This window comes from Niabella terrae (assembly GCF_054783135.1).
Genome location: NZ_BAAGRD010000001.1, coordinates 232,620 through 247,066 on the forward strand (window position 1 = coordinate 232,620; position 14,447 = coordinate 247,066).

Genomic DNA, 14,447 nt, shown 5'->3' on the forward strand with positions numbered 1-14,447 from the left:
CGAAAGCATTGCTTACTTTCGCAGTGGCACTAAGAAACTTTAGCAATGGAAATGATTATTTATCTTTTGACAGGAGCTGTCCTGGGAGGCCTTATCAGCTGGCTGATGGCGCATAACAGGCAACGTGGCCAAAACGAACAAATACGAACTGCCCTTAGGGAAGAAAAACAAGAACTAGAGCGGCAATATGTACAGAAACAGGCGGTTGCAGAAGCACAATTACAAAACGCCAGGGATACCATCAGCCTTAAACAAAACGATTTCAACGAGCTAAAACAGGAACGGGACCGCATCGTAGCAGATATGGATGAACTGCGCGGACAATATGCTACTGTAAAAGCACAGTTTGATACGGCCCGCTTAAACCTGATTGAGAAGAACAATGATTACCTGAGAACCCGTTCCCAGTTGGAACAGTTGCAACAAACAGCACAAGCCACCCACCGGGAACTGTCCGCGGCAAGGGCCCAACATCAGGCGGCAGAAGAAAAACTGCAAGTACAGAAAGAAGAAATAGCCGCCCTGGGTCAGAAATTCAATACCGAATTTGAAAATATTGCCAACAAAATTCTGGAGACAAAAACCGGGCATTTCACCGAGCTGAATAAAACCAACCTGAAGCAGATTCTGGAACCATTGGGAGAAAATATCCGGGAGTTTAAAAAACAGGTTCAGGAAAGTTATGGAAAGGAAAGCAATGAAAGATTCGCGTTGCAAAATGAAGTAAAAAACCTGATCATCCTCAACCAACAGCTCAGTCGCGAAGCACAGAGCCTCACCAGAGCACTTAAATCAGAATCCAAAACGCAGGGACGCTGGGGAGAAATAATATTGGAAAAGATCCTGGACAAATCGGGGCTTCGGAAAAATGAAGAATTTTTTATGGAGCATCAGCTTTTTGATGCGGATGGCAGACCCCTTTTAAATGCAGTCACTGGCAGGAAACTACGGCCGGATGCCCTTGTGGTTTATCCAGATAACCGACATCTGATTATTGACGCCAAAGTCTCGCTGACGGCTTTTATCCGTTACGCGGACGCCGAGGAAGAATCCCTGCAGGAGGCAGAGTTGATGGGTCATGTGCGTTCGGTAAAAAATCATATCAATGAATTGCATGCGAAAGCTTATGAAGATTACGACAAAGCCATGGATTTTGTGATGATGTTCATTCCAAATGAAGCGGCCTATTTTGCGGCCCTGAAGGGCGACCCCCAGTTATGGGAATATGCTTATGAAAGGCGTATCCTCCTGATTAGTCCTACCAACCTGATTGCAGCCCTTAAACTCATGGCAGATCTCTGGAAAAGAGAACGCAATGACCGCAACAGTATGGAAATTGCGGGCAGGGCCCTGAAAATGTATGAAAAACTGGTGGGCTTTGTTGAAAATCTGGATGCAGTAGGAAAGCACCTGGATACCGCCCGGGATAAATACGAAGACGCGATAAAACAGCTGCATACCGGAAGAGATAATTTCTTTTCGCAAGCGGGAAAAATGAAAAATCTGATTCATTACGATAAACCCAGGGATTTCTCTGCGGCCCGGCTGGACCTGGGCGCTGATAATGACGCAAAGGAATATACCAATCCTTAAGTCTTATTTCAAGGCAGCCTCGAGACCCTGACGATAAGCCGGAAAATCGGAAAGGTTATTATGGTCGCCTCCCGGAATTGTTACCAGTTTTTTAGGTGGGTTGGCTAGCCCGTATAGTTTTTTACCCAATGCATAGGGAACCACGCTATCTGCCGTACCGTGAAAAATTATAACAGGACAGGATACCCTGGAAATCTGACGGGTATTGTCCAGCGGAAACCGCAGCAGCATTTTCACCGGTACCAGAGGCAAATATCCGCTGGCGACTTCGGTAATACTGGTAAACGGTGTTTCCAGTATCAACATCCGGGGATGATACTCGCTGGCAATAAGGCTGGCAAAATGCGTACCGAGGGATCGGCCATAAACAATTATCTGATCCTCAGGAACTTTACGGATCAGGTCCCGATAACAATGACGCGCATCCTGTTCCAGGGTTTGTTGACTTCGCTCGCCAGTAGATTTACCGTAACCACGATAATCCATTACCAACACATTGTAGCCATAATGCCTCAGCGTAGCAGCAATGGCGCCCCATCGATCCAGGCTCCCCGCGTTGCCATGAAAATAGAGAATGGTCCCTTTGGCAGCTGAGGCGGGAAAATACAGAAGATTCAGCCGGGCACCGTCCGCCGTCTCAAGCCACCTTTCTTCAAAGGGTTCGGAAAAAGAAAACGAATATGTTTCCGGCAGTTTTTCGGGATGAAAAATAAACCGCTGTTGCAACAACCCGACGGCTGTCAGGATGATCAGATAACCGATGATCAGCCATACAACCGCTCTGCCTAAGCGTCGGAAGCCAAAAGTTTTACTCATGGCGGTCCGCCTCCTGCACGACACCATCAGTGTTAAAATGAATAATTTCCGATAAAATCTGATGATAGGTCGGAAAAGCATTCAGATTTTTATGGCCGCCGCCAATGACGGTATAAAGTCTGGTCTTGTCGGGATTAATTTTGGACAACTTCACGGCGCTGCTATAGGGTATCAACCGATCCTGATTGCCGTGAATGATAAAAATGGGACACTGTACATAACGGATCCACTTAAAAGTAGGCAGGGGGAAGCGCAGGGCCAGCGACAAAGGCATAAACGGTACAAATCGGGCAGCAACCTGTTTGAGGCTGTAATAAGGCGATTCAAGTATCAACATACGGGGCCGGTTTACGGAAGCCAGCTTGGTGGCAAAACCTGAACCAAGCGACCGGCCATATAACAGAATATACTTTTCCTTTACTCTTTCCCGGAGCCGGTCGTAAATCATCTGTAAATCCTGTTGTATGCCCTTTTGGGTTCGACGTCCGGTACTCTTGCCAAATCCACGGTAGTCAAACATCAGTACATCATATCCATATCGGGTAAAATCCACCGCAAATTTACCCCAGCCTTTTATACTCTTGGAATTCCCTTTCAGGTACAGCACCACGCCCTTCGGCTGGTCAGTTTTGAAATGCAGGCCATTGATTACCGCGCCGTCATGAGTGGGGAGATTGTATTCATCTACCTGTTGCTGTTCATAATAAAACTGAAAATCCTTAGGCAGTTTTTCGGCTTTAAAAATAAAGAACTCCTGCAAATAATAAATGGCCACGCTGACAATCAGATAAACAGCCAACAGGATTAATATAATAGTGACCCAGACAGGCATTGCTACATTGTTCTTACAATATACAATTTTTTTCCGGCTTTGCATACCGGACCCGGAGAAGGAGTGATCCATGATTGGCTTTTCTCCTTTTATTCGGCGTCCCGGCGCGAAATTTTACTGATTCCGGATGAAAAAATTCTAAGAATGGATTTTTCGAATTCAGGATTTCTTAAATTTGAAAGAGCAGAATTACCCATATATGTCAGAACAATTAATCGATAAAGAAGAAATCAGCAATTATCATATTATTCCTGCTGAATTGGACAAAACCGAATACTGGAACGATAAATTAAAATATTATGTGCGGCTAGGCAATGCCTATAAAGGCAAAACAACACTGACTTTTAATACCACGGAAGGTGAAAGAACCGTATATACTACCGTCTGGTCACTTACCGATAATTATCTGGAATTAAAGGCCGGCATTGTCATCCCGTTGAACAGTCTGACGGATGTGCACCTGTGAAGACTTTAACCCGAAAGGATTGCTTTAGAACCAGGACTTTTTCTTGCGGCTACCAGTTCCGATCCCTATAGCACCCAACAGTGATCGGACGATCGTATTACCGGCTGTCCGGGCGACACTTTTAACAATAGGATTGTCAAAAAAACCTTTTTCTTCCTTCTTTGACCTGGAAGTTGCTTTTTCCCTGGCTGCCTCTTCCTGCGCCTCAGCCGCAGCTTCGAGTTTTTTGGCAAGCAATTCATAAGCGCTTTCATTATCGATCACTTCATTGTAATGACCGGCTATATCGGAGCCACTGACTATCTGATTAATCTCGGATTCGGAAAGTATATCCATCCGGCTTTGGGGCGCCCGCAACATACAATGAACCAATGGCGTGGGGATCCCCTTTTCATTCAACAGCGATACCAGGGCTTCTCCGATCCCAACCTGGGTCAGTAGTTCATCGGTTTCATAAAAATCGGATTCCGGATAGTTCTCAGCTGTTTTCTTGATAACTTTCCGGTCAGCAGCCGTAAATGCCCGCAGCGCATGCTGGATCTTGAGACCCAGCTGGGATAAAACTGATGCCGGTACATCCATGGGATTCTGGGTACAGAAATAGATGCCGATTCCCTTGGATCGAATCAGCTTAACTATTGTTTCTATCTGACTGAGCAGCGCCTCGCTGGCTTCTTTAAAAATCAGATGCGCTTCGTCAATAAACATGACCAGTTTGGGCTTTTCTGAATCACCCAGTTCGGGGCTGGAAGCATAGAGTTCGGCCAGAAGCTGCAACATAAACGTGGAAAAAAGTTTCGGACGATCCTGCAAATCCGTAACCCGAACTATCGATACCATACCCTGTCCCGCCCCGGTAGTACGCATCAGGTCTTCCACATCAAAGCTCCGTTCACCAAAGAACAAATCTGCTCCCTGTTGCTGAAGTTCTATTACTTTTCTCAGTATGGTACCTGTGGAACTCGTGGATACTTTGCCATAATCTTTTTCCAGTTCCGATTTGCCCTCATCACTGACGAACTGTAAGACCTTGATAAAATCTTTTAGATCTACCAGTGGTAATTTAGTATCGTCACAATACTTAAATATCATAGCCACCAATCCACCCTGGGTATCATTCAGATCCAGAATCTTCGACAGTAAAATCGGACCGAACTCCGTTACGGTAGCCCGCATCCTCGTACCCTTTTCTTCACTCAGGGTCAGCAATTCAATGGGATAGGCTTTAGGCTGAAAATTGATTCCCAGCAACTGACTCCGATCCGCAATTTTATCATTGGGTACTGCCGCAGCACCGAGGCCACTCAAGTCACCCTTGATATCCATGACGACCACTGGTATGCCGGCATCACTCAGACCTTCTGCCAGTAACTGCAGGGTCTTCGTTTTTCCTGTTCCGGTAGCCCCGGCAATCAATCCGTGGCGGTTCAGGGTCTTGAAGGGCAGGAATACATCGGCTCCTTCCACCACCTTACCATCGAGCATCGCCCTGCCCAACTGATAAGCATCACCCTTAAAACTATAGCCTGCCTTGACAGTCTCCAAAAATTTTGCTGCATCTCCCATTGAACAATAAATTTTGACTAAGTTAAGTTTTCACCGGTAATATTCTGCATTTTTCAAAACCGCCAGCCCACGGATCCTGCCGGCAGTTCCTGAACTTTCGGTAAACTATATCCTTACAAAGTACTTCCAGGAATTCAATGTGATAAAGCATCCGGACACGATACCGGATTTTACCTCAGCGACGGATATTATTCCGTCGCCGGTCTTGTTAACCTTGTAGTAAGGGTACTGTAAACGAACCATTTAGAGTCGAAGCGCTACCGCCCGGACGATTGCTTCTGTGTAATGCCATGTGGTCCGCTACGGATATTTCATTGAGACACTATTCTTCTTTCATTTAATTATCCGGACTTTTAACAAAAAATTGCTTTCCAATTGCCAGACTATTAAAATGCTTTATCTTTATTTGTATACAGTGTATTGACAAATAACAGTTTAAAACATGGAAAATAAGAAACCACGAATATTATTATGTGAAGACGATCCCAATCTGGGTAATGTGCTGAAGAATTATCTGGAATTGAATGATTATGATGTCACCCTGGAAAGAGACGGCCGTCTGGGGCTGGCGGCTTTCCAAAGGGAAAAATTTGATCTCTGTTTGCTGGATGTGATGATGCCGCATATGGATGGATTTACGCTCGCCGAGGAAATCAGGGATATTGACGCCGATGTTCCTTTGTTCTTTCTGAGTGCCAAAACCATGAAAGAAGATATTATACAGGGGTATAAGCTGGGAGCGGATGATTATATCACTAAACCTTTTGACAGTGAAGTATTGCTGTTAAAAATAAAAGCGATACTGAAGCGCAACGAAGAGCTGAACAAGGAGACAGAAAATAAAGAATATCAGTTATCCAGTTACCATTTCAATCCCAAACTGCGCCAGTTAACCCATAGCGGTAATACCCAGACCCTGTCACCCAAGGAAAATGAACTGCTGAAAATGCTGGCCGAACATTTGAACGACCTGCTGCCAAGGGAACAGGCCCTGAAGAAAATATGGGGCAGCGATACCTACTTTAACGGCCGCAGTATGGACGTCTATATTGCCAAGCTCCGGAAATATTTAAAAGATGATGAAAAAATTGAAATCGTCAACATACACGGCAACGGCTTCCGGCTGGTAGTGCAGGATTAAAATATTTGCAAAAGATATCCGGCCTCTTTTATTGTGAAAATAAAAGGGGCCTTTTAATTTATTCACCAATCAATCTGTTATTATGAAAAAAATAGTTTGCATTCCTTTTCTACTGCTTTTAATTGCGGCTTGCAATAACGCTACCCATACCAGTTCTCCGGCTGGAGAAACTGATACAGGCCGTAGTGAAAAAGCGATCGGTGGACAAAAGGATGCCCATGGATGTCTGACAGCAGCCGGGGAAACCTGGAGCGAATTACAACAGGGCTGCATCCAGGTATTTAACAGTGGTACAAGGTTGAATCCGGTAACCAAGACCCGTGATGGCGCCATATTAAGCGCCTTTATCCTAGCAAGTAACGATGGCTCCAGGCTGGAATTGTTCCTGCCGGACAGCAGCAGCACCGTCCTGTTGGAAAAATCTGCAGAAGATATTTTTCAGAACGGTCGGTATAGTTTCCATACTGTCGATTCCGCCTTATATATCGACAAAGTAAAACAGTACCAGTCTAAGACAGACTAATTTTTAAACTACCACTTATCACTTTTTAGACCTGGACTTACCGCCGGACCAGAATGCAATAATCCTGACAGGACCGGGTCTTGTCAGGATTATTAATATTAACTCATTTTCCCGAAACTAATAGCAGCTACACTTGATCTGCTGCTAAGCCGGATCAGGAGACATGATAATTGGTCTTACCGGGAATGGCGATCGGATAAGTACCATCCGCATTGGGTACCACCGGTGGTGTAGCATCAAAACTATAGGTCTCGGGCATAATACTGATGCCACTGTTCAATGCCTTTTCAAAATCAATCACCTGGCCACTATAAGTCGCCATCCGGCCTATGATACCTGTCAACGTGCTTTTCGCACCGTGCTCAGTGTCTGCAAATTTATATTCCCCTTTGGCAATGGCGGCAAATAAGGCATCATGTTCGGCTTGATAGGGGTTGTTATCAGCATTCTTGTCATAAGCATAAAGGGTATTGCCCGCATGGTCTTTGATCACTGCAGTGTCACCATATATTACGCCTTTGGTACCGACCAGTAATTCGTCTACTTTCGTTTTGGTACCGCGGATATGGCGACACTGGCTGTTCATAATGCTGCCGTCAGCATAGTGAAATTCCACAAAATGATGATCAAAAATCTCTCCGTACTTTTTATCCGTTCTGACCTGCCGGCCTCCCATGCCCTGCGCTTTGACAGGATAGCCGCCCTTGAACCAGTTGACGACGTCAATATTATGTACATGCTGCTCTACTATATGATCTCCGCAAAGCCAGTTGAAATAGTACCAATTACGCATCTGGTATTCCATTTCAGTCTGTTGGGGTTGCCTTTCCCGCACCCATACGCCATCACTGTTCCACCATGCCTGCGCTGATGTAATATCCCCGATCAGGTCTTTCTTCTTGTACAATTCCGTATAGGAGTTCTGGTAACGTCTTTGCAGTCCGACAACGACATTCAGCTTTTTCTGTTTGGCAATTTCGCCGATTTCCAAAACTTTTTTGATACCAGCCGGGTCTGTCGCGACCGGCTTTTCCATAAACACATGCTTGTTCAGTTTTACGGCTTCTTCAAAATGAATGGGCCGGAATCCCGGAGACGTGGTCAATATGACGACATCTGCCAGAGGAATAGCTTGTTTGTAAGCATCGAAGCCGACAAATTTCCTGTCTTCAGGCACATTGACCCGATTTTTGTCGATACCGGACTCCGCAAGAGTATCGGTGATGGCTTTATAACAGCCGTCCAAGCGGTCTTTGAACGCATCCGCCATGGCCACTAATTGCACATTGTCTTTGGTGCTCAGGGCCTGGATCGCCGCGCCAGTTCCCCGGCCGCCGCAACCGATCAGGGCGACTTTAATCACCCCCGCCGATCCGGAGAAAAAATTTGTTGCATTACCCAGGAATGGCGCCGCCACAATGCCGCCCGCCAGTAACGAAGTTTGTTGTACAAACTTTCTACGTGTTGTTTTATGATCCATTTTTTGACAATTAAACAGTAAGTGAATATTTACAATGGTTAAAATCAGTATTTATCAATGCCATCTGCTTCTGCTTGAATCCGGCACGATCGGCTTAAAGTCCCAGATAAGTTTCAAAGAATTTTCGGGCCTCTGCTTCGGACGGCTGCTTCAATGGCCTGACAATCCTGAATCCCACAAATGGCGCATCTGCATTCCACCATTTACTTTTGGGGATCTGGGGATCCCTGCGATTCCAGATCAATTCTGAGACCTGCCTGTTGGCGGATCGGAGGGCCACTGCATCGTCGTTATAATTACCACCACGAAGCACCAACGGATGTTTGGTGCTGGGCGTGTTTACGGGATCAGCGGACTGTTTGGCCGATTTTGAATAATAATCTTCCTGGTACTGGTCCAGCACCCACTCCTGCAGATTGCCCAACATGTCGTATAGCCCCCATTCATTCGGTTTCTTTTGGCCGACTTTGTGATATTTTTGATCGCTGTTGGCACTGTACCACGCATATTCGGTCAGGTTGGCACTATCCTTTCCAAAAGGATAAACTGTATTGGAGCCGGCCCTGCAGGCATACTCCCATTCCGCCTCCGTGGGGAGCCTGTAAAAGACGCCGGTTTTTTCGAACAGCCATTTACAATACATTATGGCTGCGTGCTGCTTCATACTATTGGCGGGAAAGCCACCTTCTTTTCCCATACCCAGCGTTAAATCTATATAAGGGCGGGAAGGGCGTGTGATGGCATCTACCTGGTTATTCTCGGAAAAATTCTCATCATTCAGGAAAAGCGCATAGGCGTCATAAGTCAGTTCGGTCGCGCCCATCCAAAAGGCACCAATATGGACTTCATGCGCCGGACGTTCATCGGCTTCAGCTCCTTTATTATCGCCCATGAGGAATTGTCCGGCTTTTATGGGTACCATTTGTTGTTTTACCGTTCCTCCTGGAATGGTGAGTTCATATTTCTTAAAGGACGTATCCTGGGCATTCAGCCCGACAACAGCAGCCATACTCAGGGCCAGCAGCATGCACTTAACCATAGCGCTAAAGATATAAAACAATTATTAAAATAGGTTTCAAAAAACCTATTGCAAATATTTTTCCAACCTTTGACCAAGATTTACTATTTTCCATCTCATTTATTGCTCATACTGAAAAAAATACAGATGTATCGTCGTTCCTTTTTAAAAAATACCCTTCTGGCCACCGGCACGATGGCAATCAGTTCGCGGGCCTTCGGTCAAAATCCGTCCGTCAAAGACCAGCCTTTTCAACTGGATTACGCACCCCATGACGGCATGTTTACCAATCTGGCAGGAAAGGATTTTATTGACCAGATAAAATATATGTATGATCGGGGATTCCGTTCAATTGAAGATAACGGCATGACGGGAAGAACTCCGGAAATGCAATCCAGGATTGGGGAGACGCTCGCTAAACTGGGGATGCGCATGGGGGTTTTTGTCGTTCCTAAGGGTGGTAACGGCGCCAATACCCTGGCTGCTGGCAAAAAAGAACATATTGATATATTTCTGGATGGATGTCGCAAATCCGTCGAAGTAGCCAAGCGTTGTAATGCCAAATGGGTGACGGTGGTTCCCGGCGATTATGCGCGGCATCTGCCCCTGCCGGTGCAGACAGCCCATGTAATTGAAGCGCTGCGACGGGGCGCGGAAATTCTGGAACCGCATGGCTTGATCATGGTGCTGGAACCGCTGAGTGACAGCCCCGATCTGTTTTTGAGGTATGCTACACAGACATATGAGATTTGTAAGGCCGTGGACAGCCCCAGCTGTAAAATTCTTTATGACATCTATCATATGCAGAAGAATGAAGGCAACCTTATAAAAAATATGGAACTCTGCTGGGAGGAAATTCCTTATATCCAGGTCGGAGATAATCCCGGACGAAAGGAACCTGGCACGGGAGAAATCAATTACAGGAATGTTTTCAAATTCCTCCACGAGAAAGGTTATAAAGGCGTAGTCGGCATGGAACATGGCCTCTCTGAAACCGGCAAGGCAGGGGAAGAAAAACTTATCCGTGCTTATCGGGACGCAGATTCCTTTTAGAACCTGAAACCAATCCCCAAATAGGGATACGGAAATACATCATTGGGGGTACTGGGACCCAGAAAGAAATCAGCACCGGCTTTTAGAAAAAGTTTTTCATTTTTAGTATAATACCGGTATCCGATATTGGGCACCGGTATCAACCCCTCCGAATCCACCCATTCTTCCTTATCCGTCACATAAGCGACATTCATACCCGCTTCAAGCGCATGTCTTTTGAGGAAGTACAGATAACTCAGACCACCGTGAAATCCGGTTGCTTCACGCCAGATCATTCCTCCTCCGTTGATTACCAGTCCATGCTTCCCCTGTGCCATCAGTGCCCGCTCGTAACCCAGTGAATAGATTATTGTTGGACCCATCAGGTGAACAAACCCCGCGTTTTTTCGATGTAACAGGGGATTTTCATCCTGCTGGGCTGCCGCCGGTCCTGTGAAGATGACGACAAATAGTATCCAAATGCAAATGGCTTTCATATGCTTTTGTTTATCACAAAAAAACAAATAATTAACCGGCTTGGCAATCCCGAAAATGGGGATTTTTAAAAATCATTATAATTGGGTATGCCGCCTCATTTACTGTCGCGTGAGACAGGAACTCAGGCGGGAAGCCGAACACTTGTGATTATTTAATATTACCCATCCATCGCCGGATCAGGGGTGAGATACCCAGAATCAACAGCCCGGTCAATGCAGAAGCCATGGCAATCTGTTTCAGGATCGTAGCATAATAGGGCAGGGAGGCGATGGCATTTTGCTGTACTGCTTCGGGTACGCTCATCATTTTACCAATCTTGCCCGCCAGAAATTCTCCCCCCGCACTGGCAAAAAACCAGATGCCCATGATGACGGCAACCATTCGTGCCGGTGAGAGCTTGGTTACCATGGAAAGGCCGATCGGAGACAAACAAAGCTCCCCGGCAATGATAAACATGTAGCCCATTGCGAAGGGCAGCAAACTGATTCTGCCCTGATCAGCATTCAGACAGGCGATATAAAAGACGAAAAAGCCCAGCGCAATAAACAAAAACGAAAATCCGAATTTGACCGGCGTATTTGGCTCGGCATTGCGTTTGGCCAGCCAGGTCCAGAGCCAGGCAAAGAAAAAACTAAGTATGACGACCCATCCGGGTGGCAGGAAATTATTTACCGCTAATGCCGGAAGTTCTGTTCCCATCACATTCATGTCGACATTGCGCATTGCAAATAAATTCAGGGAGCCGGCATTTTGCTCATAAAAGGCCCAGAAAAGAATAGAAAAAATGATCATAAACAGGGCCGCCAGCAATTTATTGCGACCGGCTCTTTCCATTCGAAATGCTTCCCAGAGTACATATACAATGGCAATAATACCCAGTATGCCCATCAAATAATCCATAATCTCATGGCGATTGAATAAAGCAACGACCAGGGGAATAATGACCAGGGCACCCAGGTATATCAAATACTCTGAAGAGATACCCATGGTTTTCCTTTTCAACAGCTCGGTTTGGGGTGGCAGTCCCCGGTGCCCCAGGGATTTCTGCCCAATTGCGAATACGACCAGACCCAGGATCATAAAGATGCCCGCCAGCCCGAATCCATAATGCCAGTTGATTCGTTGCCCCACGTAACCGCAAAGCAACCCGCCCAGCGCGGCGCCAATATTAATCCCCATATAAAACAGCGAAAAACCACTGTCACGACGCGGATCATTTTCAGTATACAATGTTCCCACCAGACTCGATATATTGGGCTTGAAAAAGCCATTTCCGCAAATGATAAAAGCCATCCCATAGAAAAAACTCCAATCCTGCGGCAGGGCCAGTACCAGATGGCCGATACTCATCAATATTCCGCCATAAATTACCGCTTTTCGGTATCCAAGTATCCGGTCGGCCAGCATTCCGCCCAGCATGGGCACCGTATAGACCAATGCTGAATAAGCGCCCAGAATACCATAAGACCTGGGTTCATCAAATTTCAGTTCGGTAACCATATAAGCAATCAGCAGGGCCTTCATCCCATAAAAGGAAAAACGCTCCCACATTTCGGCGAAAAACAGGAGATAAAGTTGCCGCGGTTGTTTGGTCGAAATAGACTGTTCCATAAGCTCTTTTAATATTAAAAGCCCTAATCCTTCAGATCCAGGGCTTTTAGAATTGTTGTTCCCATTTTACCGAACACCATGCATCAGTTTTCGGATGACAGGCGTTAAGAGTATAATCAGCACACCCAGCGCAGCCGGGATGATCGTGAAAATCAGGAAAAAGGTCTGCATATCGTACCTGGCTGTAATCTTATCGATTTCCCCGCCGATACTGCCCGCCAGTTTATTACCGATAGCAATGGCCAGATACCAGATCCCGAACATAATGCCGATCATTCTTCCCGGCACCAGTTTACTTACATAGGATAGACCTACCGGAGAAATAAACAGTTCTCCAAGGGTATGGAACAGATAGGCCAGTACCAGCCAGATCAGGCTTACCTGAGCAACTTTTGCTCCCTGGGGAATCGAAGAAGCGCCGATAGCCAAAGCAGCAAACCCGATGCCCAACAGGATCATACCAATCCCGTTTTTTACCGTTGCCGGCGGATTGAATTTACTTTCCCAGATTTTGGAAATCAGGGGCGCCAGACTGATGATAAACAATGAGTTCAGCATCCCGAACCAGGAAGCAGGAATCTCGGATTTATCTTCGATATATTGCTGAGAGAGCATGTAGATAACCAGCCCCCAGATCAATAAAAAGCCCAGGGCCAGAATAATATTACCCAGGGCGTGATTCTTAAAAGTCTGTCCGAATAATTTGAGCAGCACAAAGGAAATGATCACCATAGGTACCACGGTAATCAGGGTATTCACAATATTGAAAGCAATTTTACCACTACCCTCCAGTATTCTGTCAGTATAGTCATTGGCAAAAATGGTCATGGAGCCTCCGGCCTGCTCAAAAGAAGCCCAGAAGAAAATAGTGATAAAGGCCAGAACGACGATAGCAATCATCCGGTCCCTTAAAATAGGACCGTAGCCTGCAATTCTTTTAATCAGTAATAACAGAAACAGTCCCAGTGCGATGAGGATTACGGCATTACTTCCATCCATACCACCCAGGGTAAAATTAAACAGGTTGAAAGACGATATCTTAGAAACCGGATCATTGATAATCCAGGTAAGCCCCATAATTGAAACCACCCCTATGATGGCCAGATCGAATACCGAAAATGGATTTTTAGGTGCATTATCTATATCATTCAGAACATCCTGACGATCCGCCACTTTTCCGTCGGTGGATTCCGCCACTTCTGTTAAAGCCAGATCTGCTACAGGCTTTTTCCCGATATTACCGAAAATTCCCTGTGTAAAATAAAATTGCAACATGCCTACCAGCATAAACACACCCGCCAGTCCAAAACCCCAGCTCCATCCTACCCTTTCCCCCAGGTAGCCGCAAAGCAGCATGCCCAGAAAAGCACCGGAGTTGACACCCATATAAAAAATAGTATACGCGCCGTCTTTCTTCTCGGGGTGTTTTTTATACATCTCGGACAGAATAGAAGTCATATTCGGTTTAAAAAAGCCATTGCCCAGGACCAGTAGGGCCAAACCGATATACAGGTAAATATGATTTGACTCCATGGCCATAGAAGCATGCCCCAGGGTCATCAAACTGGCGCCAATGACCACAGCCCATCGATAACCCAGAATTTTATCCGCAAAATAACCGCCCATAATCGGGGTCAGATAAGCGAGTGAAGTATAAGTTCCATATAAGGCCAGCGCATGCGCCCGGGGCCATTCCCAACCCGGGTTTGGATCTATCAGAGAGGTAGTCAGGAACAAAACCAGGAGGGCACGCATTCCATAGTAGGAAAACCGTTCCCACATCTCCGTAAAAAATAACACAAATAAACCGGATGGATGGCCCAATACACGGCTCTTAAAAAAGTCGTTTTCGGTTGCAGACATATTAAATT

13 protein-coding genes are annotated in these 14,447 nt (G+C 46.0%); 5 read left to right on the top strand and 8 right to left on the bottom strand.

Annotated elements, in window-relative coordinates; genetic code table 11:
- Nucleotides 1–45: 45 nt before the first annotated feature.
- Entirely contained in the window at nt 46–1,593 is a 1,548-nt protein-coding gene (locus tag ACYVI9_RS01035; RefSeq protein ID WP_460759453.1) for a DNA recombination protein RmuC, read from the top strand.
- A 3-nt stretch (nt 1,594–1,596) separates the two neighbouring features.
- Here the strand turns inward: ACYVI9_RS01035 and ACYVI9_RS01040 are convergent, their stop codons facing one another.
- Nucleotides 1,597–2,409: an alpha/beta hydrolase gene (locus tag ACYVI9_RS01040; RefSeq protein WP_460759456.1), complete on the bottom strand. Its 813-nt coding sequence runs from the start codon at nt 2,407–2,409 to the stop codon at nt 1,597–1,599.
- Entirely contained in the window at nt 2,402–3,313 is a 912-nt protein-coding gene (locus ACYVI9_RS01045) for an alpha/beta hydrolase (RefSeq protein WP_460759459.1), read from the bottom strand. The genes ACYVI9_RS01040 and ACYVI9_RS01045 overlap by 8 nt, the downstream gene beginning before the upstream one ends.
- Before the next feature lie 127 nt (nt 3,314–3,440).
- Between ACYVI9_RS01045 and ACYVI9_RS01050 the strand changes: the two genes are divergently transcribed.
- The gene (locus ACYVI9_RS01050; protein WP_460759461.1) at nt 3,441–3,707 is read left to right on the top strand and encodes a hypothetical protein; all 267 of its coding nucleotides are present in this window, start codon (nt 3,441–3,443) and stop codon (nt 3,705–3,707) included.
- A gap of 24 nt (nt 3,708–3,731) precedes the next feature.
- Here the strand turns inward: ACYVI9_RS01050 and ACYVI9_RS01055 are convergent, their stop codons facing one another.
- Nucleotides 3,732–5,273: a helicase HerA-like domain-containing protein gene (locus ACYVI9_RS01055; protein WP_460759464.1), complete on the bottom strand. Its 1,542-nt coding sequence runs from the start codon at nt 5,271–5,273 to the stop codon at nt 3,732–3,734.
- A gap of 442 nt (nt 5,274–5,715) precedes the next feature.
- On the opposite strand from ACYVI9_RS01055, the gene ACYVI9_RS01060 reads away from it, so the two are divergent.
- Both ACYVI9_RS01060 and ACYVI9_RS01065 read left to right on the top strand, forming a co-directional pair.
- A complete protein-coding gene (locus tag ACYVI9_RS01060) occupies nt 5,716–6,414 on the top strand; it encodes a response regulator transcription factor (RefSeq protein ID WP_460759466.1) in 699 nt (232 codons plus the stop codon).
- 82 nt (nt 6,415–6,496) lie between these two features.
- The gene (locus tag ACYVI9_RS01065; protein WP_460759469.1) at nt 6,497–6,937 is read left to right on the top strand and encodes a hypothetical protein; all 441 of its coding nucleotides are present in this window, start codon (nt 6,497–6,499) and stop codon (nt 6,935–6,937) included.
- Between the two features lie 154 nt (nt 6,938–7,091).
- Here the strand turns inward: ACYVI9_RS01065 and ACYVI9_RS01070 are convergent, their stop codons facing one another.
- Both ACYVI9_RS01070 and ACYVI9_RS01075 read right to left on the bottom strand, forming a co-directional pair.
- Entirely contained in the window at nt 7,092–8,417 is a 1,326-nt protein-coding gene (locus ACYVI9_RS01070; RefSeq protein WP_460759471.1) for a Gfo/Idh/MocA family protein, read from the bottom strand.
- Nucleotides 8,418–8,511: 94 nt separating this feature from the next.
- Entirely contained in the window at nt 8,512–9,456 is a 945-nt protein-coding gene (locus tag ACYVI9_RS01075) for a formylglycine-generating enzyme family protein (protein WP_460759474.1), read from the bottom strand.
- 69 nt (nt 9,457–9,525) lie between these two features.
- On the opposite strand from ACYVI9_RS01075, the gene ACYVI9_RS01080 reads away from it, so the two are divergent.
- On the top strand, nt 9,526–10,488 hold the full coding sequence (locus ACYVI9_RS01080; RefSeq protein WP_460759478.1) for a hydroxypyruvate isomerase family protein: 963 nt from the start codon (nt 9,526–9,528) through the stop codon (nt 10,486–10,488).
- Here ACYVI9_RS01080 and ACYVI9_RS01085 read toward each other — a convergent pair.
- The 3 genes from ACYVI9_RS01085 to ACYVI9_RS01095 form a co-directional block, all read right to left on the bottom strand.
- Nucleotides 10,485–10,964 (bottom strand): hypothetical protein, encoded by a 480-nt coding sequence (locus ACYVI9_RS01085; RefSeq protein WP_460759481.1) that lies wholly within the window; start codon nt 10,962–10,964, stop codon nt 10,485–10,487. The genes ACYVI9_RS01080 and ACYVI9_RS01085 overlap by 4 nt on opposite strands.
- A 148-nt stretch (nt 10,965–11,112) precedes the next feature.
- Nucleotides 11,113–12,576 (bottom strand): peptide MFS transporter, encoded by a 1,464-nt coding sequence (locus tag ACYVI9_RS01090; protein ID WP_460759483.1) that lies wholly within the window; start codon nt 12,574–12,576, stop codon nt 11,113–11,115.
- A gap of 66 nt (nt 12,577–12,642) precedes the next feature.
- Nucleotides 12,643–14,439 (bottom strand): peptide MFS transporter, encoded by a 1,797-nt coding sequence (locus ACYVI9_RS01095; protein WP_460759486.1) that lies wholly within the window; start codon nt 14,437–14,439, stop codon nt 12,643–12,645.
- Nucleotides 14,440–14,447: the final 8 nt, after the last annotated feature.